Origin of the sequence: Paludibaculum fermentans (genome assembly GCF_051172195.1) — a bacterium.
Classification (GTDB): Bacteria; Acidobacteriota; Terriglobia; order Bryobacterales; family Bryobacteraceae; genus Paludibaculum; species Paludibaculum fermentans_A.
This window is the reverse complement of sequence record NZ_JBPJAQ010000001.1, coordinates 301,040-325,144: the sequence shown is the minus strand read 5'-3', so window position 1 is coordinate 325,144 and position 24,105 is coordinate 301,040. Positions and strand designations below refer to the sequence as shown.

Here is a 24,105-nt window from a genome sequence, read left to right as displayed (position 1 = left end):
TCAGCGCAACACAAGCCGCGCCAGGCCAGGGTTGCCGGCCGAGTCGAAGACCCGCACGACGACGCTGTGTTCCCCGGAAATTGCATTGAACCGGACGATGAAACGTTCCTGCTTGCTGTCGGCGATACCGTCTGCCGCATCGATCAGCTTCCAGGCCGAACCGTCGAACGAAAACTCGGCGCGGCGCACCGGTGACTGCGCGTCATTCGCGTCCACATCGATCTCAATCTGGTTGCCGTTGACGTGCGGGGCGCCCATGGTCACGGTGGGCGGGGTCTGGTCGATCAACACAGGCTGGCTGACCAGTTCGCCATCGCGGGCCGAGGCAGGGCTGTTCGCCAGACGGTCGGACGCCAGCACGCGGAAGAAATAGCGGCCGTCCGCGAAGACCTCGGTTTCCTGCATGTAAGTGTTGTCGGAGATCTCACTTTTCAACAACTTCCAGGTGCTCTCATCTTCGGCCCTGTACCACAGGGAGTAGATGAGTTTGTCGCCGTCCGGATCGTCCGCCTGCCAGGCGATGAAGAGCTGCGGAGCGCCGCTGCGGCTGATGTTCTGGGTAGGGGTGCCGCCGCTGGTCGCGGTGCCGGAGTCGCCTGAGTCGGTCACCGTAATGCTATAGGAGATAGGGGTTTGCGGCGCGGCAGCGGCGGTTTTCTGGGCGGAGGCCACCCATTGCGGGGTCACCTGCACGCTGCGAACTACGGGCCGGCCGTTCTGGGGCTGGTAGCTGAGGGAGACGGAGTCGAGCAAGGGCGATTGGCCGTTGACGGGCTGGAATTCAGCCTGCCACTGGATGTAGCGGGCGTTGGGGCTGGAAACCAGGGCCTTGGCGAGGTCGGTGACGGGCTCAGACCAGTTGCTCCACGTCCGGTCGGGACGAGCGGAATTGCCGGCGCGCGTCCGGAAGCTCATCTTTCCAGAGGAGTTATCCATGCGCCATTCCAGGCGGCCCCAGCGGGCCACGTTGCCGGCGTCATGGACTGGGGACTCGTAGACACCCTTGGCGATGGGCTGGTTCGAAAGCCGGTAAAGCTTCGCCTGATTGCTGGTTGCGGCGACGATGCCCTGGGGCGTGGGCAGCAGGCGCGTGGTCTCGGATTCGTGGGTCTCCAACAGCAGCGTCGCCTTCAAATCCTGGGCAAGGCGGTAGATGCGCCCGCGCTGGTCGGTGGAGAAGACGAGGTCGCCATCCTTCAGGATGAGATCGAACACATTCTCTTCCTTGGACGACCAGACCGTTTCCACCATGTTGTCGGGGGCGATGCGGTAGAGGGCTGCCTTCTCCACTCCAGCTACATCGATCGGCGCGGGGGTGGGGGGCGTTTCCGCGCCTGTGGCGGCCGGCGGCTTGGCCGCTTCGGGTTTGGGCTTGATGTCGACGCCGGCTTGCGCATTGGCGTCGGAAGTGACGGTAATGGTGGAGGTTACGACGCCCTGGGGCGGCTGGCTGGCGGCAGCGGCCGCGGCTGCCTGGGCCTGCTTCTGGGCCAGCGCTCCGCCGAGGGCCGCAACGTAGATGGAGCCGTCCGGCGCGAGCACGATGGAGCGGATCTCGGGCAGACTGGAGTCGTAGAGAACAAAGGCCTTATCCTTGGCCTCGATGCGAAACAGGATGCCATTGGGCTCAGTGCCGGCCAGCACGCGGCCAATGGAGTCGATGGCCAGGGCGGTGACGTGGGATTGGCCGGTCTCGTACCAGACGGAGCCCTTTCCGTCCGGGGTGATGCGCCAGACTTGGCCCTGGTCGCCAGTGGCGGCAAAGAGGGCGCCATCGGGCGCTACGGCGAGGCTCCAGATGTACTTCGACTGGGGGTTGAAGAACTCCGTGGCCCGGCCGCCTTCGATGCGGTAGATGCGGCCGTCGGGCGAGGTTCCGGCGTACAGGCGTCCCTGACTATCCAGCGCCAGCGCAAAGACTTCCGGCTGCTGCGACGACCACAGGACGGTGGGCTGGGCGCCGGGTTTCACGACGTACACGCGGCCCCGGTGGCCGGTCGAAAAGTAGAGGGTTCCGTCGGGCGCGGAGATGACGCTCCAGATGCCGGCTTCGCCGGTGGAGGCCAGTGTATCGAGCGAGGGCGCGAGCGTCAGGCGGCCGTCGCGCGTCAGGGAAATACCCTGGAACCGGCCCTTGATGAAGTCGGCGAAAGTGTTGCTTTCCCAGGCCGTGGAGCCGCCGGCCCATAGGCTCGCCATGGCCAGTGCGGCGCACGGCAGGAGTCGTCTCAAGCGATTCATTCCTTTACATCCACTTGAACAGTCTTGGAACCGGAAAACTGGAAACCCGCGGCAGGCATCTCAATGGATGCTACCAACGCGTTGGCCTGCTGGGTAGCGGTATGGCTCAACGCCATCGCCATGGAAGGCGGGGGACTGGGCATGGTCTCCCCCTGGACCAGCCAGGACGATTGCGACCGCCACACCCTTAAATACGGCCGGTCGTTGGGATGGAGTCCTGTCAGGAAATCGTAGAGCTGCGGAGCGGAGCGAGGCGGCGTCAGCAGAAACTGCTTGAAGTCGGAAAGATTCGCGGAAGGACCGTCGGTGACCGTGAAATAGAGTGGACCCACGGGGGCTCCGATGGGCACCTGATACTTCGCTGTGCGCATCATTTCCACGCCATGTTCACCGGCGAAAGTGGCCGTGATCTCCACCGATTCGCCGGGCCGCACCTCGCGCTGCGAGGCCCAGATGGAATCGAGCTGAAGCTGCTTCTTCTCATTCGATACCTCGATGTCCAGATCGAGGCCGCGCAGCTTGAGGGCATCGAACCCGCTCTGGAGGATCGCGGAGACTGGCGCGGCGATGGCGGCTGATACCTGCTGCGGAGCGCCGAGGTCGGCGGCATAGATGTTGTCGAATTTGACGTTGGGCGCGCCGTCCATCCGCACTTGGCCGCGCAGGGTGATGGTGCTGACGCCGGTGCTGCGTTCGGTGGCATCGATAGCCGAGAAGACCGCCATCTGGACCAATAAGGGGGTGAAGAGGCGATCCTCGATCATGTCCATCTTGTAAGACCACTCGCGGGTGGAACCGCCGCGGCTTTTGACGCGAATGGACAGCGGGATCATGTCGGCCTTTTTGCCGAGTTCCCCGGAGATGGCGACGCTGCGGTCCTGTGTGATGGCGCCGAGCCATTCGCGTGGGGTGGAGATCTTAAAGGACTGATTGTTGCTGGCCAGGAGGGTGATGACCTCTGAGCGGGCGAAGGGCATCTCGGTGTCGCCGATGGCCAGGAAGCGATGGCCGAAGGCGTAGACGCGATTGCCGTCGAGGTGGGTGACGGTGCCATCGGCTCCGACGTTGAGGTCGCCGCGAACGAGTTGGACGCTGATCATCGAGCCGGGCTCCAAGGGGGTCTTGGACGGTCCTGCGGCCTGGATGGCGCGGCCACCGCCGGAGACGCCCTGTACCGGTTCGAGTCCGGCGGCTCGCAGGGCGGGGGCGAAGTAGTCCACCGTATTGCGGGTGAAGCCGCTGAGCCAGAAGGGGGTGGCGATCTCCATCATGCGCTGCGGCCCGACTTCGAGGCCTTGCGATTTAGGGAGGGAGTCGCGGCCGTCGTAGGGGAAGCGGATGCCGGCGGTCTGGCGGGTGGAGGGGCTGACGGTGAGCATCTCCTCGATGGGGCGGATGCCGGCGATGGGGTCCTTGGAGAAGGGGAACGAGAGGGCCACCGCGCCCATCAATCTGCCGTTGTAGTAAACGGGACTGCCGCTCATGCCCTGCATAACGCCGGTTTTTTCGAGGCCGCCTCCGCTGAGGCGGGCCAGGATGATCGACTGTTTGGGACCCGCATTCTCAAGGACGCCGAGCACTTCCACCTGGAATTCTTCGACTTTCATTCCGGCGAAGACTGTGCGGCCGACGGCTTTCATGCCCGGGTGGACCTCGCGCAGGGGCAGGATGCCAGCGGTCTGCGCCTGGAGGGCGGCAGTGAGGGCGAGTACCAGGAAGATCGGAAAGGGCCGGAGCACGTTCACCATTGTAGACGCCAGCTTCGCGCAAAATGCTTCAGTGCGTTATAGTAATAGCGTATCCTGCCACTGAAGAGGCGCGGTAGCCAAGTGGTAAGGCAGAGGTCTGCAAAACCTTTATTCACCGGTTCGACTCCGGTCCGCGCCTCCAAATCCCTCCGGTTGTACTCTCCTTTTGTTCGACAGCGCCCCAATTCCCTGCGGGAAACGACCGTTTGGGCACATGCTTCGGCATTTGGCTGATCTTCCTCGGGAGTTGAGGCGAACTGCCCGTAGCCTGTAGTTCATGTCACGCATGAACCTGATCCCTGCCCTCACCTGCGGCGCCTTCCTCTTTATGCTCCCCCTGGCTTTCGGACAGCCGGCTCCAGCGGCTGGAAAGGTGCAGAGCTTCGCCCTGGCGGATGCCAGCGACCTCTCGGTGCACGGGCTGAAAGCGGAACCAGTGGAGTATCTGGGGCGCAAAGCGGTGCGGCTGACGCAGGAGACCGGCGGGGATGGGTTTGCGCTCATCAACGGGGTGGAATTCCAGGACGGGACCATCGAGGCGGATATGGCGGTGAGGCCCACGACGCCTCCGGGCGTGCGGATGCCGGGGTTCCTGGGGATCGCATTCCGGGCGCGCACGGATGGCTCACACTACGAGCTGTTCTACCTGCGGCCGGGCAATTCCACGTCCGAGGACCAGTCGATGCGCAACCACTCGGTGCAATACTGCGCGGAGCCCGGTTTCGACTGGTACCGGCTGCGCCGCATGTGGCCGTGGGTCTACGAGTCGCATGCCGACCTGACCCTGGAGAAGTGGATCCACATCAAGTTCGAGGTGGCCGGAAGACGGGCGAGGCTTTATCTGAACGGCTCCGCCCAGCCGGCCCTGGTGGTCGATGGAATGAAGGGGGAGGACCTGAAGGGCGGCGTCGCGCTGTGGGGTTTCTCGGGGGAGGAAAGCTACTTCTCGAATTTGAAGGTGACGCACGCGAAAGCGGAGCCGGTGTCAAACGGCGGCGAGGCGAGAGGGGAATGGGCGGTGAAGTGCACCAGCGACGCGGGTGCGTTTAACGGGTCGCTGAAGTTGGAGCGCGAAGGCGGCAAAGTGACCGGTAAATGGACCGGCTCATTTGGGAACGATTTGCCGGTAGAAGGGACCTGGCGCGACGGGTATGTCGAGCTGACGTTCCGGGGCGAGTGGAAGCCGGCTGGACCGAAAGATACGCCTGGAGCCGCCGCGACGACCCTGGCCGGCTGGATCGACGGCAATGGGGCCAAGGGCCGGATGAAGGTGACCGACCGGGCCGATGGCCAGTGGACTGCGCAACGCAAGGAGTAGGTGGTCTCAGACTCCCAGGCGAATAAATGGCGTCACGCCATTAGTCTTAACGCAGCGGGTCACTGCGTACAGATGAATCGTTAACGATCACAATTTATCCGGCTGTGCCTACCTTCCGATTGGAATGGGCTGGAGGCCGCAGCAGATTCGCTGCAAGCGGATGCAGGAATTCCTGTTAATCGTTATTGAGGTACTTATATCCGATTTACTAAGTATCCCATTCTCAATACGATACGCAATCTGTTTTATCTCGTAATTTTTCCATTGACGCCCTGACATAGTCGCACTAGTATGAATACGCTATTCCGTCCTGGAAGACGGGTTTGGGGTCCTTGGCGTTAGGTTCGCTACATTCTTCCAAGGTTTCCGGGCGGAACGCATCGTACGAACGGGCTCGCGAAAGGGGCAAGTTTCCGATGACCAAGTCGCTCAAAATCACCATCGTAGTGATTGCCGTCGCACTCTTGGCCGGGGCTCTGCAAGCGCAGTCGGTCTTTGCAACGCTAACCGGCATTGTCTCAGACCCCGCACAGGCAGTGATTCCCAATGCCAAGGTCACGTTGAAGAACTCAGCATCCGGTGACGTTCGAACAACGATGACCAATTCCGAAGGGTATTACACCTTCGCTTCGGTTCCGATTGGAACCTATGCCCTGACGATCGAAGCATCCGGTTTTCAGACTTCGAAGATGGACGGGTTGTCCTTCTCCGGCTCTGACAAGCGGAATGTGGATGTGGCTTTAAAGGTGGGCTCGACTTCGGAGACGGTGGAAGTCTCGAGCATGGCCGACATCGTGGCGCCGGTGGATTCCGGTGAGAAGTCGGCCACCTTGAACGTCAAGCAGCTGCAGGACTTTTCGGTGGTGGGCCGCAGCGCGGCGGAATTCATCAAAATCATGCCGGGCTTTGCGATTGCGGGCACGGGCACTGAGAATCGCGCGAATTTCACTGGTGAGACGATTGGCATCAACGGCAACGGCGATGGCGGCAGCCAGAGCGCGTTCAATGGCGCGTATAGCGTGAACGGACTGCCGGGCGGGTCGCTGGATATCACGGCGGACGGAGCGCACGTGTCCGATCCGGGCTGCAACTGCGCGACGCCGGTGAACCCGAATACGGACATGATCCAGGAGTTCAAGGTGTTGACCTCGAACTTCGGCGCGGAGAACCAGAAGGGGCCGGCGGTGGTGAGCAGCGTGGCGAAGTCGGGCGGCCGTGATTTCCACGGCGGCGCTTATCTCTACGCCCGCCACTATGCGATGAATGCGAACGACTGGTTGAACAACCGCCTGAACCTGCCGAAGCCGGAGAACAGGTACTTCTTCCCGGGCGGCAACATCAGCGGCCCGGTGCTGATTCCTGGAACGAACTTCAACAAGAACCGCGACAAGCTGTTCTTCTTCGCGGGCTATGAATATTACGCCCAAAAGCTGGACACCGGTGTGCTGCGCGCTACGGTGCCGACGGCGGGTATGCGCACGGGCAACTTCAGCCCCGCTGAACTGTCCAAGCTGGGCAACATCACTTCTTCGGGCGGTCCGCCGCAGCAGATCACGGATCCGACGATTCCCGGTGGAATCATTCCGGCTAGCATGCTGGACAAGGGCGGGCAGGCGCTGATGAACCTGTTGCCACAGGCCAACGCGAATCCGAACGCGAATGGCGGCTACAACTACGTCCAGCAGATCAACTTCAACCAGAACAGCAACCAGTTCATGACGCGTGTGGACTACAGCATCAGCGATTCGACGAAGCTGTTTGTCCGTTACAACCGGCAGTGGGAGAACCAGCAGTTCCCGGTGGGCCTGTGGTGGCGCAACGGCAACCAGGTTCCTTATCCGACGCCGGTGATCGGCAAGAATAGCTCGGACTCGATTTCAGCCAGCCTGACGCATGTATTCTCTCCGACACTGACGAACGAACTGGTTGTGGCCTATACCACCATCAAGTTCCCGAACGTGTTTGAAGATCCTTCGAAGGTGGATCGCGCCAACGTGGGCTATCCCTACAAGGGCCTGTGGAAGAACGGTGTGGCGCAAATTCCATCGTTCACCGGCTGGGGCGGTGAGATGGCGACGATCCTGAATCCGGGCGGTTTTGAGGTGGGCGGCGGACGCGGCCTGTTCGCGGACAAGTACCTGCCGACGATTTCGGACAACGTCTCGAAGGTGTGGGGCACGCACACGGTGAAGTTCGGCGCGTTCTACGAGTACATCCGGAACAACCAGCCGGCGAATGGAAACACGAACGGTCAGATCTCGTACTCCAACACGGCCGTGAATTCGAGCGGAAGCGTGTATGGCGACATGATCCTGGGCCGCGTGGGCGGCTACAACGAGCAGAGCTTCAACCGGCTGAACGACATTTCGTACACGACGTTTGAAGCGTTCGCGCAGGATAGCTGGAAGGTGAACCGGCGGTGGACGTTGGAGTACGGGCTGCGCATTTCGCACTTCGGGCCGTGGTCCGACAGGACGGGCGCGGGCTATTCGATCTTCGATATCAACCGCTACAATCCGAATGCTCCGGCTCTGGATTACTCGGGGTTCTTCTGGCACTCGCGGGATAAGAACGTTCCGCTGTCCGGCTTCCCGAGCCGCGCGCTCTACTATGCTCCGCGCGTGGGTGGCGCCTTCGACCTCTTCGGCAGCGGCAAGACGGTGCTACGCGGAGGCTGGGGCCGCTACTACTTCCATTCGGCGCAGTTCACCAGCGGTTTGGACGTGTCGGCGGGCGTGAAGGCTTACAACTTCCCGAACCCGACAACGCTGGCGGCGATCGACGCGTACACCCCGGGGCTCGGCGACCGGCTGGGTGCTCAGGCGGTGGATAGCCTGGATGATCAGTCGCCCTGGTCGGACAGCTACAGCTTCACGATCTCGCAGCGGACTCCGTTCTCCGGCTTGCTGGAACTGGCGTATGTCGGCAACCGCAGCGGCGCGTTGCTGAACACGGGCGGTCCTGGCAACAACCTGAACGCCGTGCCGGCGGGTGCGTTGTTGAAGGCGGGCATCGGAGATCCGAATGCCGCGGCCTACGACTCGTTCCGGCCGATCGCCGGCTTCCAGGATCTGCGCATCAATACGCATGGGTTGTACCAGAATTACAACTCGTTCCAAGCCACGTGGCTCAGGACGAAGGGCCGGTACAACCTGAATTTGAACTACACCTACGGCAAGAGCCTGGGCATCGTAGGCAACTACGATGAGTTCAACCAGAGGAACAACTACGGGTTGATGCCGGGTGACCGCCGCCAGCTGTTCAATGCGGCTTACTCGGTGGAAGTGGGTAATGTGCTGAAGGGCAACAAGCTGGCCGGCGGAGTAGTGAACGGCTGGCAGATCTCGGGTATTGCGCAGGTGCAGAGCGGCATCAACGACCTGGCCAACACGAGCTACAACTTCAGCATGGACACGGCCGGCTACAAGCTGGGCAGCGGGTATAACCTGAGCTCCCGTTCCATCAACGGCACGGACAGCATCGCGCTGCGGCCCACGTACACATGTCCGGGCAACAGCGGGCTGGGTCCGCACCAGTTCGTCAACGGCAATTGCTTCGCCCTCCCGACGGGGCCGGGCGGCAACGGGCCAACAGTTGGACCCGGTATCTATGGGCCTGCGTTCATGAACTTCGACCTCGGGTTATTCAAGAACTTCCAGTTGAGCGAATCGAAGAAGATCCAGATCCGATTCAATGGGTACAACTTCCTGAACCACCCGCTGTACACGTTTGTGAACGGCTCGAACAACCTGAAGCTGATCTACGATCCGAACACGGGCAAGATCTCGAACCCGAACTTCGGCGTCACGACAGAGAAACAGGGCCGGCGTATCGTCCAGGTTGCGATTAAGTTCTACTTCTAGGGCTGAGCAACCGGCAGTGCAACTATTGCTTCGGAACGGGGTGGCCGCGGCCGCCCCGTTTTTGTCATCTACGCCTCAATGGAACATGGATTTGAGCCCGTATCAATCCGTACGCGCTCCTATACAATCGAGGTGGCGGCCTATGACCACGATTGTGCTGGCGCTATTTCTGGGAATGCAGGGCGCGCGTGCGCAGACTCCGGACGCGGTGCTGGAGAAGGCAGTGGCGGCGCATCAGGCGGGCAACCTGGATGCGGCGGTGGCGGGGTACCGGACGTATTTAAAGACGGGTCCGGACAACGTGAATGTACGATCGAACCTGGGGGCGGCGCTGGCGCGGCAGGGGCGATACGCCGAAGCGATCCAGGAGTACAAGGCGGGCCTGAAGCTCGATCCGAGCCATACCGGCATTTCACTGAACCTGGCGCTGGCCTATTACAAGATGGGCGACATCGGGGATGCGGCCAAGGAGCTGACGACGCTGCGGGCGCTGACTCCGGACAATCAGCAGGCCACCTTGCTGCTGGCGGATTGCTGGCTGCAGATGGGTGAGAACGGCAAGGTGATCGAGCTGTTGTCACCGGTGCAGAAGGAGCATGGCGGCGACCTGGCGATGGCCTATGTGCTGGGGACCGCGCTGGTCCGGGACAAACGCGAGCAGGAGGGCCAGAAGATCTTGGATCCCATCTTCAAGCGCGGCGATTCGGCGGAGACGCGGCTGCTGATTGGAACGGCGAAATTGAACTCGGCCGACTTCGCGGGGGCGATGGAGGATCTGGCGCAGGCGGTGCAGATGAATCCGAACCTGCCTTCGGCGAACGCCTATTACGGGCAGTCGCTGATGGCGACCGGAGACACGGCCGGCGCGGCGAAGGCGTTCCAGCAGGAGTTGAAGCTGAACCCAAACGACTTCAATTCGAACCTGAACCTGGCGGTGATCCTGAAGCAGGACCAGGAGTGGGACGAGGCGTTGAAGTATCTGGCGCGGGCGTTGCGGGTGAGGCCGGGCGATTTGCGGGTGCGGTACCAACTGGGCACGATCTACCTTTCGCAGGGCAAGGTGGAGCAGGCGCGGAAAGAGCTGGAGGCGACCGTTAAGGAGGCTCCGCAGTTCACTGAGGCGCATGTGTCGCTGGCGACGGCGTACTACCGGCTGAAGCTGAAGGCGGAGGGCGACCGGGAGCGGGGCATCGTCCAGAAGCTGAATGCGGAAGCGCAGGCACGGCAGCCGAAAGGCCAGGCGGAGACTGAGCAGAAGAATCCATGAGGACGGCTCTTGCAGCAGCGCTGTGGGTGTCGTGCGTGGTGGTGAGTGCGCAGGGACCGGCGGTGCCTCCGGCGATTGCAGGCCTGGCGAGGCAGGCTGAGGCGGCGAGGTCCGGTGGGCGGGGTGCTGAGGCGGTGCAGTTATACGGCCAGGCGCTGCGACTGGCTCCGAAGTGGGCGGAAGGCTGGTATCACATTGGGTCGCTGAGCTACGCGGCCGGGCAGTTTACGGAGTGCCGCGACGCGATGCGGCGGTTCGTGGAACTGGAGCCCGGCTTGCCCCAGGGGCACGGGTACCTGGGCTTGTGCGAGTTCCGAACGCAGGAGTATGGGGCAGCGCTGGAGTCTCTAGAGAAGGCGCTGCAACTGGGTGTCCCGGCGGACGAGCCTTTGCTGCGGCCGATTCAACTGCACGCGGCGATGCTGGCGACGAAGGCCGGGTTGTTTGAAAGGTCGATGCCGCTGTGCCGGGCGCTGGTGCTGAGGTTTGGCGAGTGGCCGGAGTTGGTGGCGCTGGCTGGAGTGACGGTGCTGCGGCGGCCGATTTTCGCTTCGGAGGTGCCGGCTGAGGATCGCGCGCTGGTGTTTCCGATGGGCCGGGCGGCGTTGACGGCAGGCATGGGCCAGATAGACGCGGCGCGGCGCATTTTGGACGGTGTGGTGAAGGAGTATGGCCAGGCACCAGGGGTTCACTACGGCTACGCGAGCGTGCTGTTGGCAGGCGATCCGGAGCAATGCGCCGTCGAGCTGCGGAAGGAGCTGGCCGTGAACCCGGAGCATCTGCCGAGCCTGGTGTCGCTGGCCGTGATCCTCAAGAGGAACGAGCAGTATGACGAAGCGCTGGGGCTGCTGCAACGGGCTCTGACGGTGAAGCCGGGGGATTTGCGGGCTCGGTACCAGCGGGCGGTGATCCATCTGGCGGAGGGCCGTGCGGAGGAAGCGCGAACGGAACTGGAGGCGGTGGCCAGCGAGGCTCCGGGGATTGCGGAGGTCCATGCGACGCTGGCATCGGTGTATTACAGGCTGAAGCGGAAAGAGGATGGCGACCGGCAGCGAATGCTGGTGGTGCAGTTGAAGAGTTCCGCGCGGAGCGGGCAATTGGAGCCTGCCATGGGCGGGGAGCCGGTGAACCGATGAGGGGCCTGCTGGTGTTGGTCTTTGCGGCTTGGGGGTACGGGCAGACGTCCGACTCGCCGACGGCCGCGATTGCGAAGCTGGCGACGCAGGCAACAGAGGCCGCGCAGGCGAACAGGCCGGAAGATGCCATGCGATTGTACCGGCAGGCTGTGACGTTCGCCCCGACCTGGGATGAGGGCTGGTGGCATCTGGGTACGCTGCAGTATGACGCGCAGAAGTACGCGGCGTGCAGGGACTCGTTCCGCCGGTTTGTGAGCCTGCAGCCGAAGCTGGGCGGCGCCTATGCGTTCCTGGGGCTGTGCGAGTTCCAGACGAAGGAGTATCCGGCGGCGCTGGCCGATCTGGAGAAGGGCTATGCGCTGGGGTTGCGGCTGGAAGATCCGGTGACGCGTGTTGCGTTGTACCGGGCGGCGTTGCTGCAGACGCAGGCCGGCAACTTCGAACGGGCGTTGCAGTTGTGCCGGCTGTTGACGAGGATGAAGCCGAACGATCCGGCGGTGGTGGCGGTGGCGGGCCTAGCGGCGCTGCGGCTGGCGATCTTTCCGCAGGAGTTGACGGAGGGCGATCGCGATGTCGCGTTCAAGCTGGGCAGTGCGATGCTGACCGGCGGCGAGCATCCGGTGGAGGACGCGACGCGGCGGTTTGAGTCGCTGGTGAAGGAGTACCCGGAGCGGGCGAACGTGCACTACTCATACGCGATGATCCTGCTGGCGAACGATCCGGATAAGGGCGTGGCGGCGCTGCAGCGGACGTTGGCCCTGGAGCCGAAACACCTGCCGGCGCTGGTGTCGATGGGGTTCGAATACCTGAAGCGGGGGGAAGCCGCGCAGGCGCTGCCGTATGCGCAGCGGGCCGTGGCCATGGCTCCGGGTAGTTTTGCGGCGCGCGGGTGCCTGGGCCGTACGCTGGTGGAGCTGAACGAGTTTGAGAAGGGCGCCAGGGAGTTGGAGATTGCGGTGAAGCTGGAGCCGGGGAGTTCGCAACTGCAGTATCAGTTGGCGTCGGCTTACGCGAAGCTGGGGCGAAAAGAAGAGGCGGCGCGGGCGCGGGCGGAGTTTGCGCGTCTGAAAGCGGTCGAGGCCCAGCGGGCGGAGAGGGCAACGAAGTAGATGCGCGGCTTCGTGCTGATGCTCTGGTTGACGGCGCCGAGCCTGGTGGCCCAGCAGCACAAGACGTGTGCGCCGTGCCATCCGAAGGAAGCGCAGGGGCATTCGCACACGCTGATGGCGCGGACACTGGAGCCGGGCGGACAGGCCGCGGTTCTTGGCGCGCATCCGGAGTTGCGGCTGAAACTGGGTTCGTTCGCATACCGGATCTACCGGGTGGGCGGGCAGGACCGGTATGCCGTGAGTGATGGAACCGCGTCGATGGAAGGCGTGGTGGCGTGGGCGATGGGGCAGGGCGCCGCGGGCCAGACGTATGTGCTGGAGCGGGAGGGCAAGCTCTATGAGAGCCGGGTGAGCTTCTATAACGACATTAAAGGGCTGGACGGGACGCTGGGGTCCCCTCCGGGTGTCCCGAAGAATCTGGCCGAGGCATTTGGCCGGGAGATGCCGGCATTGAGCGTGACGGAGTGTTTTCAGTGCCACGCGGCGGAAGGCCCGGCGGCGGGCGCGGGTCCGAAAGGATCGTTGGCGTGGACGAAGTCGCTGGTGCCCGGGGTGCAGTGCGAGAACTGCCACAAGGGGGCCTGGAAGCATGCAGCCGCGCGGGTGTCGGGCGATGCGAAGACGGCGCGGCTGGCGAAGCTGAAGGATGCGAGTACGGAAGAGATTTCGGATGTGTGCGGAGCGTGCCACCGGACGTGGTCGCATATTCAGTTGAACGGTCCGCGGGGTGTAGCCAATGTGCGGTTCCAGCCCTATCGGATCGTGCTGAGCAAGTGCTATGACGCGCTGGACCGGCGCATCGGATGCACGGCGTGTCATGATCCGCACAACCGGCCGGAAGGCGTGGCGGTGAGCTCGGATCCGGCGTGCCTGGGGTGTCATGCGGCCCAGGCGGGCAGTGGACCCGCGAAGGTCTGCAAGGTGGGGACGAGGCAATGCGCGAGCTGCCATATGCCGAAGTACGAGCTGCCGGGCTCGCATTTCCGGTTTACCGACCACTTCATTCGTATAGCGAGGCCCAATGAAACGTATCCGGATTAGCGGACTGACTCTCGGCGTGCTGGTTGCGGCCGGCATAGCGCACGGGCAACAGGCGAGTACGGCGCAGGTGATTGCGTCGGGGCAGCAGCAGGATCCTGCCATGAGTGCGGCGGCAGAGGAGGTGGTGCAGGACTTCGTTGTGCGGGACAAGCGCGGCCGGCTGGTGAAGGATTTGAAGGCCGAGGAAGTGAAGGTGGCGGACGACGGGGCGGAGCAGCGGGTGACTGCGTTGCGGCTGGTGGACGGGACGGAGGCGGGGCAGCGGATCGGGTTGGTGACGCTGGTGTTTGAGCGGTTGGGCAATGCGGCGCGGCGTGTGGCGAAGGATGCCGCGGAGAGCCTGGTGAAGGGCGAGCAGGCGCAGAACGTGCAATTCGCGGTGGTCGCGATCGATTCGCAATTGTTCGTGCTGCAGGAGTTCACGACCGACAAAGAGGCGCTGAAACGGGCGATCGGAAGGGTGACGAACGGGCAGTACGCGACCTACGCGGTGGAGTCCGAGCGGATCAAGAAGAGCCTGAAGGAGACTGTGGCGGGGGCGGATGCCGCTCCGGCGCAGAAGAAGACGGCGCAGGTGATGCTGGACATGCTGCAGTTCAATTCGAGCTATGGGCGCGAGGAGTCGACGCGCATGTCGATCTTCTCGCTGCTGTCATTGGTGCGCGGGCAGTATTCGATGCCGGGACGGAAGAGCCTCGTGTACTTCTCGGAGGGCATGGAGGTGCCGACGCACCTGGACGAGCCTTTCCGCAGCATTCCGAGTGCCGCGAACCGCGGCAATGTGGCGATCTATACAGTGGACGCGCGCGGGGTTCAGACGTCGAGCCAGAATGCAGGGTCGGAAGATCTGACGAAGGCCGCGAAACTGACAGGCGATGCGACGACGGCGACGAGCGGCGCTGTGACCAAGGAAGAACTGCAGGCCAGCGACCTGGCGGAGGGCAGCATGCGGAAGAACGTGCAACTGCCGCTGCAGACGCTGGCGGAGTCGACCGGCGCGTTCCTGATGAGCGACTCGAACGATTTGTCGAAACCGATGCGGCAGGTGAGTGAAGAGGCGGCCAGCTATTACGAAGCGGTCTATCATCCGGGGATCGGGACCTACGACGGAAAGTTCCGGAAGACGCAGGTGGAGGTGGCGCGGAAGGACATGGTGGTGCATGCGCGCATGGGGTACTTCTCGCTGCCTATGACCGTACGCGGGCCGGCCCTGATGCCGTTTGAATTCGCATTGACGAAGGCTCTGGAAGCGAACCCGATGCCGAAGGACGTGGAGTTCCGATCAGCTGCCCTGGTGGTGCGGCCCGGGCCTGTGGAAGCGAAAGGCCTGGTGGTGGTGGAGGTGCCGATGAGCGGCATCAAGTTCACTGAGCATGTGGATACGAAGACGTTCAGCTCGCGGGTGTCGCTGCTGGCGCTGGTGAAGGATGCGAAGGGCGAGGTGGTGGCCAGGGTGAGCAGCGACCTGCCGCGACGGGGTCCGCTGGCCCTGCTGCCGCAGGCGCGGGCGGGGAACTACATCTACAAAGAACCGCTGAATCTTCCTCCGGGCCGGTACACGTTGGAGACCGCGGTGATGGACCACGAGGCGGGTACGGTGGGGACGCGCAAGAGTTCCTACGTCGTGACGCCGAAGGCGCAGGGGGTGGCGATGTCGAGCCTGTACCTGGTGCGGAACTTCCAGGCGAATGCCAAGGACTTGGATCCGAATGAGCCGCTGCAATACCAGGGCGGGCGGATTACGGCTACGTTGGGCGGGCAGGTGTTCGCGGTGAAGGGCGCGCAGATGTCCACGTTCTTCATCGTGTACCCGGATCCGGCGATCGCGGAGAAGCCCACAGCGGAGGTGGAGTTCAGCGTCGACGGCAAGGTGATCGCGAAGAGCGCGCTGCCCCTGCCGGCGGCCGATGCGCAGGGGCGGATCGCGTATGTATTGTCGTCGCCGGCGGAGAGCATGCCTCCGGCCACTTATCTGATTCACGTCATCGTGAAGCAGGGGAACTCCACGGCGGATGGAATGGCGCAAGTCCAGATTGCGGCCCGATGAAACAGATTCTCAGTGCGATTCTGCTGCTGGTGCTGGGGACGGAACTGCCGGCCCAGCCGCCCGCGTTCCGCTCGGAGTCGACGGACGTGCTGGTGGACGTGGTGGTGCGGGACAAGCGCGGGCGGCTGATCCGCGGGCTGACGCAAGCCGACATCGTGGTGAAGGAAGACGGAGAGCCGCAGGCGGTCACGTCGTTCCGCGCGGTCAGCGTGCAGCCTGGGACGGCGGCAGCGGAGAGCCCAGGGGCAGCGGCTCCAGTGGAGGGCATGCGGCGGCAGGAGCGGGTGCAGGTATCCGCGCAGAACCGACTGGTGTCGCTGGTGTTCGACAGGCTGGGGCCGGATGGGCGGCGGTTGGGGCGGCAGGCCTCACTGGATTTTCTCAAGAAAGACCTGGGGCCGAACGTTTACTACGCGGTGTTTACGGTGGATCGCGGCTTCCAGGTGGTGCAGCCATACACGAACGACGCGGCGCGGCTGAAGCGCGCGATCGAGGCGGCGACGAGTGGAGAACGCAGCGATTTCCAGAGCGATCTGGCGAACATGGCGCGGACCGCGGGTGCAGCCGGCAACAGCACCGGCACGGCAGCGCCGGCGCAGGGAACGGTTGACGGGGCGGCGATGTCCGGCGCGCAGGCCGCGCAGATGGCGAAGGAGATGCTCGACTTCTCCGAGGTGTTGGAGCGTGAGGACCTGGGCCGCATGTCGGTGTTCTCGTTGTGGGCGATCGTCAAGGAGCTGCGCAAGCTGCCCGGCCGCAAGACAGTGCTGTATTTCGCCGAGGGGCTGCAGATGCCGAACAGCCTGGTGGAGCAGTTCAAGTCGATGATCAGCGAAGCGAACCGCGCCAACGTGACGGTGTACGCCATTGATGCCCGCGGGCTGACGACGGTCAGCGACCAGGGGGCGGCCAACGCCAAGCTCAGCGAGGCCGCGCAGTGGAGCCGCTATGCGCGTACGACGCAGAACGAGACGGCGGCGGGGAACAAACAGGAGTTCCGGACGTTCGACCGAGCCGTGGACAGCCTGCGCGCCAACCAGCAGAACGAAATGCAGGAACTGGCCGAGAGCACGGGTGGGTTTCTCATCGCGAATACGAACGATTTGCGGCCGAATCTGGAGAAGCTGAGCGAGGAGTTCAACACCTACTACGAGATCTCCTACCATCCGAAGAATCAGTTGTACGACGGGCGGTTCCGCACCATCACGGTGTCGGTGGCGAGCCGCAAGGACGCCGTGGTGCAGGCTCGCGATGGCTATTTCGCGATGCCGGTGATGGAGGGGCAGACGGTGTTCTCGTACGAGGCTCCGCTGCTGCGAGTGCTGTCACGTACTCCCTTGCCCAAGGACTTGGAGTTTCGCGCCGGGGTCGTGCAGTACCGCCAGCGGCTGGGCCTGCAGCAAGCCGAACTGGTGTTCGATCTGCCCTTGAAGAACGTGGCGTTCGCGAAAGATGAGAAGGCAGGCAAGTACCGGACGCACATCACGGTGCTGGCGTTGGTGAAGGACGCGCAGGGCCGGGTGGTGACGAAGTTGTCGCGGGACGTGCCTCTGAACGAGCCGATGGACCGGTTGGAGGGCTTCCAGCAGGGCCGGTTTATCGTGACACGGGCGATGAACCTGGCGCCGGGGCGTTACACGGTGGAGAGTGTGGCGGCCGATCAGGAAGGGCAGCGGGTGTCGGCCAAGAGATCCGTGCTGGTGGTGCCGGCACTGGTGGAGAAAGCGGGCATCAGCGACATTGCGCTGGTGCGGCGCATCGACAAACTGGCCGGGGAACGGGATCCCCAGGACGCGCTGCAGATCCCGATGGGCCGCATCGTGCCGACACTCATCGACGCGGTGCCGGGCGGCGCCGGCAAGCTGTTGTCGCTGTTCTTCACGCTGTATCCGGACGAGACGTCGCAGGAGCCGGTGAAGGTGGTGCTCGATCTCCTGAAAGACGGCCAGGTAGTCTCGCGCACCTCGCCTGCGCTGCCTCCAGCCGGGACGGATGGCTCGATTCCGTACGTCGCCAACATCCCCCTGGATTCGGTTCAGCCCGCGCAGTATCAATTCCGGGCCACGCTAATCCAAGGCAACTTCGGGGCGCAGAAGAGCATCTACCTTAACATTGAGTAAAGGCCTGGGCCGGTAATCGTTGAATGCGGTACAGCAGAAGAACCTTCCTGGCGTGTCTGGGTGGCGCGCCGATGATCCCGAACTATAGCCTGGCGGCTCCGCCGGCCGACGCCGTGCGGCTGTTTGAAGAGGTGCCTGCGTCGGAGAGCGGCCTTCACTGGGTTCACGTGAACGCCATGTCGGCCGAGCGGTATCTGCCGGAGACCCTGCCTCCGGGCGTCGCCTTTATCGACTACGACAACGACGGGTGGATGGACATCTTCCTGGTGAACACAGGGGAGTGCAACTTCTATAAACCTGCCAAGCCGGTGTGCAATGCGCTGTATCACAACAACCGGGACGGCACGTTCACCGATGTCACGCAGAAGGCCGGACTGCTGGGCGGGCACTCGTTCGGGATGGGCGTGGCGGTGGGCGACTACAACAACGACGGCTTTCCGGATCTCCTGGTGACGGCCTATGGCCGGCCGACCCTCTACCACAACAATGGCGACGGCACCTTCACCGATATCACCGAGAAGTCGGGGCTCGCCGGACCCGAGTGGACGACCAGCGCAGTGTGGTTCGACTACGACAACGACGGCAAGCTCGACCTGTTCCTGTGCAGCTTTGTGAACTACAGCGTGAAGGAGCGGTTCGGCTGCGGCGACAACAAACTGGGCCGCAAGTATTACTGCATCCCGCGCGTCTTCAAGCCCACGGCGAGCTTCCTGTATCACAACAACGGCGATGGCACCTTCAGGCTTGTGAGCAAAGGCACCGAAATCGAGAAGTCGCTCGGCAAGGGCCTGGGCGTCGTGGCGACGGACGTGAACAACGACGGTCGCATGGATCTTTTCGAAGCCAACGACACGGTGCAGAACTTCCTCTTCCTGAACCGCGGCGGTGGCAAGTGGGAGGAGGTCGCGCTGGCGGCGGAGGTGGGCTTCAGCGCCAACGGGCAGGCCCGCTCAGGCATGGGGGTCGACGCGGCTGACGTCAATGGCGACGGGTGGGAAGACCTGTTCGTGGCCAATGTGGACCAGGAAATGTTCTCGCTTTATGAGAACAACCGGACCGAGTCGTTCACCGATACGGCGCACCGGCACGGGGTGGCACAGAGTACGCGGCTGCTGAGCGGCTGGGGTCTCAAGTTCTTCGACTATGACAACGACGGGCTGACGGACCTGATCCTGTCGAACGGCCATCCGGACGACATGATCGAGCAGTACTCGCAGCAGGTGAAGTACAAGGAGCCGCTGCTGCTGTTCCACAACGATGGCGGACGCATGCGGAATGTCACGGCCCAGGCGGGGCCGGCCTTCACGAAGTCGTATCCGGCCCGCGGTCTGGCGGTGGGCGACTATCTGAACAACGGCCGGTTGTCGGTGCTGGTGGGCAACAACGGGGAAGCGCCGCTGCTGCTGAAGAACACCGCGGGCGCGGGCAACCACTGGGTGGGGCTCAAGCTGCAGGGGGTCACGTGCAATCGCGACGCGATCGGGGCGGGCATCACCTGGTCGGCTGGGGGCGTGAAGCGCTCGCGCAAAAAGAGCAGCGGCGGCAGTTACCTGTCGTCGCACGATCCGCGCGAGGTGCTGGGCCTGGGCGCCGCGGCCAAGGTGGACTGGGTGGAGATCAAGTGGCCGGGACCCAGCACGCGGGTCGAGCGGCTCACCGATGTGCCCGTGGATCGCTATGTAACTGTCGTCGAGGGCAAGGGGATCGCGAAGTGAGGGCGCCGCATGTCGGATAATTCGGATAGCAACATCCGGAGGAGCCATGGCGTCCGACACTTATCGCTGGCTGGCCCGCTATTACGACCACCTGTTTGAGTTCCGGCGACAATTCGACACGGCGCGCGAGTCGGTGATCGGGCCCGTTCTCCCTGGCGTGAAGGCTGCCTGCGACCTGTGCTGCGGCACGGGCACGCTGGCGCTGGAGCTGGCTGCGCAGGGGATCGAGATGTACGCCGTCGACCTCTCCCCTGACATGTGCAGAATCGCCCGCAAGAAGGTACGAGGCACGGGACTGCCGGTCCACGTGATTCAGGCCGACATGCGCACTTTCGTGCTCCCCCGGCAGGTGGATCTGGTCACCTGCGAGTTCGACGCGCTGAACCATGTGCCGCAAAAGCGTGATCTGGGGCGGGTGCTGCGCGGTGTGGCCAGGGCGTTGCGGCCGGGCGGCCATTTCGCCTTTGACGTCAACAACAGGCGGGCGTTCGAACGAGTCTGGTCGAACACTTGGTTCCTGGAGAAGGACCCCATTGCGATGATTATGCACGGCGGGCACCGGCGCGGTTCGGATCGCGCATGGTCGGACGTGGAGTGGTTCATCCGCGTGGGGGAGAAGTGGACCCGGCACCACGAGCATATCGAGGAGGTGTGCTGGAGCGCCCCGGAGATCCGCACGGCCCTGGCGGCGGCGGGTTTCGATCAGGTGAAGGCGTGGGACGCGGCCCCGTTTTTTGAAGACGCGCTGACTCCGGCGGGCAACCGGACCTTCTGGCGGGCGAGGCTCAAACCCGTGGCGAAGGCCAGCGCATAGCACCACCAGCCTTCACCTGCCGGGCGAAACAGAAGTTACTTTGCGGGCGGCGTAGCCGGCGCCGGAGGCGCGGGTTTGCGCATGATCAGTGCGAGCGCATTGCCCCCCTGGCTCCACTCTCCGGTGATCTGGTTGCCTTCTTTGTTCAGGGTGCCCTTGTAGGAACCGCCCACCACGGGCACCTTGAGTTCCACAGCCAGTTCCTTCTGCGCGATCTCGGTCATGGCCAAGCCAGTGGCGCCTTGAATGGGGCTGTCGAGGGTGGCCTTCACCGTGCCGTCCGGCTGATTCTTGAAGTGCATCACGATCTTGAGTCCACCCTGCGGCGTCTCCAGGCTGCCTTCCCAATCGCCTTCCAGGACTTTGGAAACGGCCGGACTGGGCTTCTGGGCCGCGACCTTGCCGTCGCCGGTCCGCTTCAGGTCGAAGGTGACTGCGCCGTTGGGCGTATTCAGCGAGCAGTTCATCGTGGTGGGGGTGCCCATTTTGCAGACGAACTCGGGCCCGCTGCCGGAAACGATGTGGAACTTGACTGTCTGTTCTTCCACTTTGAGTTCGACCACCGGCACATCGCGGATGCCGGGCGGCGTCTGCGAAAACGTGCCGCTCCACACGCCCTTGTCGTCCTTGGCGAAATCCAGGCCGATTTGGAGTTCCTGTCCACCCGCTTGAACGGTGCCTTCCCAACGGCCTGCCTGGCCATATGCGAGTGCGCCTGCAAGTAAAATAGCTGCGGTCAACTGCAACAAACGAGAAATGAAACGCATGTCCGAGGATACGACGAATTGGGGGCAATTGGATCGCGAAAATACGCCGAAGAGCCGCGCGTGCGTGGGGTAAATGGCGGTATCCCGCGAGGCGGGCGTGCTCGAAAGGGCGCCGCATTGATCCTGGCGCCCCTCCGTCGGAAAGCGGTTAGCGTTTACGGCGCAGCAGCGCGAGCCCGGCCAGGGCAACGCCTACCAGCGAAAGTGTGGCAGGCTCCGGGGCAGCCATCAGGAAACCGCGAATCTCACCACCTGGATAGACCGAGCTGTGGATGTTCAGATACGCCTCGCCATTGGCCATTCCAGCCGCCAGCGCAGCTTCCGCCAAGGCGGTCGAACCGCCGAAGCCGCTCAGGAAGCCGGCCCTGTAGGTCGACGCCTGGGTTGTGTCGAAGATATGGTCGTAAGTGCCGGCCGTTGTGCCCGAAGGGAATCCAGTGAAGGTGGGCGTAATCGTCGCCACCGCGGCAGTCCCTGTGAAGGGGGGCGCAGTGCAGCAATGAATGTGCGCGGCCGTGTTCCCCGCCTCGAGATCACTGAAGCTCACCTGCACCCGTAACGTGTGGGCCACCACATCGAATGTCACGATGGCGAAACCGAAGCCGGGCGAAGCATTCACCGGCGATTCATTCAGGCCCGATAGATCGGCGCGATAGCCGATGGGTGCGCCGTATGCGGCGGTCGCGAGCAACGCAGGGATTGCCAGCAGCGATAGTTTCAGTTTCATGAACGGTCCTCCAGAAGCCCAGTTGGTAGGTAGCTGGACTATCCTAAGACCGGATCGTTCGCGAGTCAATCAGGAATTGAGTGCGCCCCGTACGTACTGGGCGTTCTACCTGCGATGCCAGCGGCTTACCGAACCAGCACAGGGAATGCCGTAATGCGGAGTTTGGCCGACCCATAGGGGATCAGTTCCAGCTGCTCAACCGGTTCCGCCGATGCCACCGGGCTCACTGGCGGCGGCGCGGCCGAACCCTTCTCCAGCGTCCACGCGGGGATCCTGCGGCCCTTCACCTGAATCGTGACGCCCGGTGTTTCTCCCGCGAAGGGATTGTCGCCTATGGGCGACTCCTTCACCTTGAGCGACCCCGCCGGATTGTTCGCATCCAGCAGCAAGCCAAAATTCCAGGCCGTGGTGGGGCTCACGGTCCAGTCCGCCGCCGGACCTTTTTCGCGCAGCTTTTTCCATTCCTCGCCGATCTTCAGGGAGAAGACGAGCGGGCCCCGGTCGATGGCGACCGACTGGTTGTACCAGCGCGATACCCGCGGGTACATGGGGAAGCGCAGCACCACCGTGTCACCGCTCTTCCAGGTGCGCGCGACGCGATGGTACGACCCCGGCCGGATGCCCTGCTCGGACTTGCCATTCACAGTGATCGACGCGCCAGTCGCCCAGCCCGGCACGCGCAGCACCAGTGGGAACGTGGCCGGCTGCCCGGCCGTAATCTTCAGCCGGATGGTGTCCCGGAACGGATACTCGGTCGTCTCCTCGATGGTCACCTCGCCGCCGCCGGCCCTGGTCTTTACGACACTGGGCGCGTAGGCCACGGCGGCGATGCCGTCATCCTGTGTGGCCATCCACAGGTTGGCGGCGAACTTGGGCCAGCCCTGGTGGAAGTTGGCGGTGCAGCAGCCGAAGTTGGGTTCGAGCCCGAACAGGTTGGAGTCCGGCCCGTTCGACACCCAGTTGCGCGGGTTGACGTCGACCAGCACCTGGTTGGGCTGCTGATCATACTGGTGGGCCCACATCGTCTTGTCGAAAGTGCCGGGCAGCGGATTGAACGCCATCTTCTCCAGACGATCGCCGATGGCGGCATCGCCGAGGATGCCCGACAGCAGTTCGAGCGAAAACATCGCTTCCACCACGGAGCAGACTTCCGTGCCCTGCACGGGGCTGAGCCCGGCATAATGCTCGTCGCAGCTATGCACGCCGTTGGGCAACAGGTGGTGCTCGTCCATCACCTTGAACAGCTGGTGCATTGCCTCGCGGTCCGACTTGTCGTTGGTGAACCACGACCAGACGCCCGAGGTCTTAATGGCCATGGCATTATTCACACCGTGCGTGTTCAGCTTGGACTGTTCCTTCGTCACGCGGCCGGGGTATTTGAAATTCGCGAAGTGCTCTTTCCAGTCGTAGCCCTGCTTGCTCACCTTCCTGGCCAGGTCCAGCAGTTCGAGATTGCCCGTGCGGTTGTAGAGCCAGGCGATGGTCAGTTCCTGGTCGCCCCAACGGTAGATGGCCCACTCCTTCAGCGGCACCGTGTCGAGCTTGCTGCCCATATACGCGAAGTACTTCGTCATGAACGGGACGACGCGCGGATCGCCCGTGGCCTCCTGGTACTGCGTCAGGACCTTCAACATGACGAAGTTCGGCCACCAGTCCGTATTCTTCAGCGGGCCAAAATTGCCGTCGGGCCGCTGGCTGTTCAGGGTCCATTCAATCCACGGTTTGATCTTGGCCTTCAGCACCGGGCTGTCCAGCAGGTAGGCCAGCGGCACCAGGCCATCCAGGTAGTAGGGGCCGCGTTCCCAACTCTCGCCGGTCCCGCCCAGCCAGCCGCTTGTCTTGTCCAGCGACGGCCAGAATTCGTCCAGATGCCCGCTCTGTCCCCCGGCCTGGATCTCGAGTTGACGCCGCAGCCAGCCGGCCGGCTTCACCGCGGTAAGCGGCAGGGCATTGAAGACGTTCGCAGCCAGCGGATCACGGTTCTTCACGGCGGGCGCAGCGGCCGGGGCAGCGGTCTGGGCCGTCACGGGCGGCAGGCAGCAAAGCGCGAGGGCCGCGAGTAGGAATGACGCAGAAGGAAGGGACTTCATAGTTGGTGCCGGCCGCCCACGGCAACAGCCCGGCTCGGCACGAGCCTGCGCGAACGGGCCGGATAGCAGGCGGAAAATCGCAAACTCACCATATCACAGGCG

General features: G+C 63.5%; 15 protein-coding genes and 1 tRNA gene. 11 read left to right on the top strand and 5 right to left on the bottom strand.

Features of this window, described 5'->3' with window-relative positions; genetic code table 11:
- Both ACR9Y2_RS01315 and ACR9Y2_RS01310 read right to left on the bottom strand, forming a co-directional pair.
- Entirely contained in the window at positions 1 to 2,232 is a 2,232-nt protein-coding gene (locus tag ACR9Y2_RS01315; protein ID WP_435039216.1) for a hypothetical protein, read from the bottom strand.
- Between the two features lie 5 nt (positions 2,233 to 2,237).
- Positions 2,238 to 3,989, bottom strand: a complete 1,752-nt coding sequence (locus ACR9Y2_RS01310; RefSeq protein WP_435039215.1) for a SpoIVB peptidase S55 domain-containing protein — start codon at positions 3,987 to 3,989, stop codon at positions 2,238 to 2,240.
- Positions 3,990 to 4,056: 67 nt separating this feature from the next.
- Between ACR9Y2_RS01310 and ACR9Y2_RS01305 the strand changes: the two genes are divergently transcribed.
- From ACR9Y2_RS01305 to ACR9Y2_RS01255, 11 genes are all read left to right on the top strand, one after another.
- Positions 4,057 to 4,131 (top strand) — tRNA-Cys (locus ACR9Y2_RS01305).
- A 144-nt stretch (positions 4,132 to 4,275) separates the two neighbouring features.
- Positions 4,276 to 5,307 carry a hypothetical protein gene (locus ACR9Y2_RS01300; protein WP_435039214.1) on the top strand — a complete coding sequence of 344 codons (1,032 nt, stop codon included), beginning with the start codon at positions 4,276 to 4,278 and terminating at the stop codon, positions 5,305 to 5,307.
- Between the two features lie 416 nt (positions 5,308 to 5,723).
- Positions 5,724 to 9,170: a carboxypeptidase regulatory-like domain-containing protein gene (locus ACR9Y2_RS01295; protein ID WP_435039213.1), complete on the top strand. Its 3,447-nt coding sequence runs from the start codon at positions 5,724 to 5,726 to the stop codon at positions 9,168 to 9,170.
- A gap of 142 nt (positions 9,171 to 9,312) precedes the next feature.
- The gene (locus tag ACR9Y2_RS01290; protein WP_435039212.1) at positions 9,313 to 10,437 is read left to right on the top strand and encodes a tetratricopeptide repeat protein; all 1,125 of its coding nucleotides are present in this window, start codon (positions 9,313 to 9,315) and stop codon (positions 10,435 to 10,437) included.
- Positions 10,434 to 11,573, top strand: coding sequence for a tetratricopeptide repeat protein (locus tag ACR9Y2_RS01285; protein ID WP_435039211.1), 1,140 nt, complete (start codon positions 10,434 to 10,436; stop codon positions 11,571 to 11,573). Before ACR9Y2_RS01290 ends, ACR9Y2_RS01285 begins: the two co-directional genes overlap by 4 nt.
- A complete protein-coding gene (locus ACR9Y2_RS01280) occupies positions 11,570 to 12,682 on the top strand; it encodes a tetratricopeptide repeat protein (RefSeq protein WP_435039210.1) in 1,113 nt (370 codons plus the stop codon). The genes ACR9Y2_RS01285 and ACR9Y2_RS01280 overlap by 4 nt, the downstream gene beginning before the upstream one ends.
- Positions 12,683 to 13,723, top strand: coding sequence for a multiheme c-type cytochrome (locus ACR9Y2_RS01275; RefSeq protein ID WP_435039209.1), 1,041 nt, complete (start codon positions 12,683 to 12,685; stop codon positions 13,721 to 13,723). It abuts the gene before it with no gap.
- Entirely contained in the window at positions 13,704 to 15,770 is a 2,067-nt protein-coding gene (locus ACR9Y2_RS01270) for a VWA domain-containing protein (RefSeq protein ID WP_435039208.1), read from the top strand. The genes ACR9Y2_RS01275 and ACR9Y2_RS01270 overlap by 20 nt, the downstream gene beginning before the upstream one ends.
- Positions 15,767 to 17,890, top strand: a complete 2,124-nt coding sequence (locus ACR9Y2_RS01265; RefSeq protein WP_435039207.1) for a VWA domain-containing protein — start codon at positions 15,767 to 15,769, stop codon at positions 17,888 to 17,890. The genes ACR9Y2_RS01270 and ACR9Y2_RS01265 overlap by 4 nt, the downstream gene beginning before the upstream one ends.
- A gap of 23 nt (positions 17,891 to 17,913) precedes the next feature.
- Positions 17,914 to 19,605 (top strand): CRTAC1 family protein, encoded by a 1,692-nt coding sequence (locus ACR9Y2_RS01260; protein ID WP_435039206.1) that lies wholly within the window; start codon positions 17,914 to 17,916, stop codon positions 19,603 to 19,605.
- Positions 19,606 to 19,651: 46 nt separating this feature from the next.
- A complete protein-coding gene (locus ACR9Y2_RS01255) occupies positions 19,652 to 20,419 on the top strand; it encodes a class I SAM-dependent DNA methyltransferase (RefSeq protein WP_435039205.1) in 768 nt (255 codons plus the stop codon).
- Between the two features lie 35 nt (positions 20,420 to 20,454).
- Here the strand turns inward: ACR9Y2_RS01255 and ACR9Y2_RS01250 are convergent, their stop codons facing one another.
- From ACR9Y2_RS01250 to ACR9Y2_RS01240, 3 genes are all read right to left on the bottom strand, one after another.
- Positions 20,455 to 21,186 carry a hypothetical protein gene (locus ACR9Y2_RS01250; RefSeq protein WP_435039204.1) on the bottom strand — a complete coding sequence of 244 codons (732 nt, stop codon included), beginning with the start codon at positions 21,184 to 21,186 and terminating at the stop codon, positions 20,455 to 20,457.
- Positions 21,187 to 21,334: 148 nt separating this feature from the next.
- Positions 21,335 to 21,913, bottom strand: a complete 579-nt coding sequence (locus ACR9Y2_RS01245) for a CHRD domain-containing protein (protein WP_435039203.1) — start codon at positions 21,911 to 21,913, stop codon at positions 21,335 to 21,337.
- A gap of 125 nt (positions 21,914 to 22,038) precedes the next feature.
- Positions 22,039 to 24,003 carry a beta-L-arabinofuranosidase domain-containing protein gene (locus tag ACR9Y2_RS01240; RefSeq protein ID WP_435039202.1) on the bottom strand — a complete coding sequence of 655 codons (1,965 nt, stop codon included), beginning with the start codon at positions 24,001 to 24,003 and terminating at the stop codon, positions 22,039 to 22,041.
- Positions 24,004 to 24,105 lie beyond the last annotated feature (102 nt).

Coding starts and splice junctions, on each gene's coding strand:
- ACR9Y2_RS01310 (WP_435039215.1), bottom strand. CDS start 3,989: ATGGTGAACGTGCTCCGGCCCTTTCCGATCTTCCTGGTACTCGCCCTC.
- ACR9Y2_RS01300 (WP_435039214.1), top strand. CDS start 4,276: ATGAACCTGATCCCTGCCCTCACCTGCGGCGCCTTCCTCTTTATGCTC.
- ACR9Y2_RS01295 (WP_435039213.1), top strand. CDS start 5,724: ATGACCAAGTCGCTCAAAATCACCATCGTAGTGATTGCCGTCGCACTC.
- ACR9Y2_RS01290 (WP_435039212.1), top strand. CDS start 9,313: ATGACCACGATTGTGCTGGCGCTATTTCTGGGAATGCAGGGCGCGCGT.
- ACR9Y2_RS01285 (WP_435039211.1), top strand. CDS start 10,434: ATGAGGACGGCTCTTGCAGCAGCGCTGTGGGTGTCGTGCGTGGTGGTG.
- ACR9Y2_RS01280 (WP_435039210.1), top strand. CDS start 11,570: ATGAGGGGCCTGCTGGTGTTGGTCTTTGCGGCTTGGGGGTACGGGCAG.
- ACR9Y2_RS01275 (WP_435039209.1), top strand. CDS start 12,683: ATGCGCGGCTTCGTGCTGATGCTCTGGTTGACGGCGCCGAGCCTGGTG.
- ACR9Y2_RS01270 (WP_435039208.1), top strand. CDS start 13,704: ATGAAACGTATCCGGATTAGCGGACTGACTCTCGGCGTGCTGGTTGCG.
- ACR9Y2_RS01265 (WP_435039207.1), top strand. CDS start 15,767: ATGAAACAGATTCTCAGTGCGATTCTGCTGCTGGTGCTGGGGACGGAA.
- ACR9Y2_RS01260 (WP_435039206.1), top strand. CDS start 17,914: ATGCGGTACAGCAGAAGAACCTTCCTGGCGTGTCTGGGTGGCGCGCCG.
- ACR9Y2_RS01255 (WP_435039205.1), top strand. CDS start 19,652: ATGGCGTCCGACACTTATCGCTGGCTGGCCCGCTATTACGACCACCTG.
- ACR9Y2_RS01250 (WP_435039204.1), bottom strand. CDS start 21,186: ATGCGTTTCATTTCTCGTTTGTTGCAGTTGACCGCAGCTATTTTACTT.
- ACR9Y2_RS01245 (WP_435039203.1), bottom strand. CDS start 21,913: ATGAAACTGAAACTATCGCTGCTGGCAATCCCTGCGTTGCTCGCGACC.
- ACR9Y2_RS01240 (WP_435039202.1), bottom strand. CDS start 24,003: ATGAAGTCCCTTCCTTCTGCGTCATTCCTACTCGCGGCCCTCGCGCTT.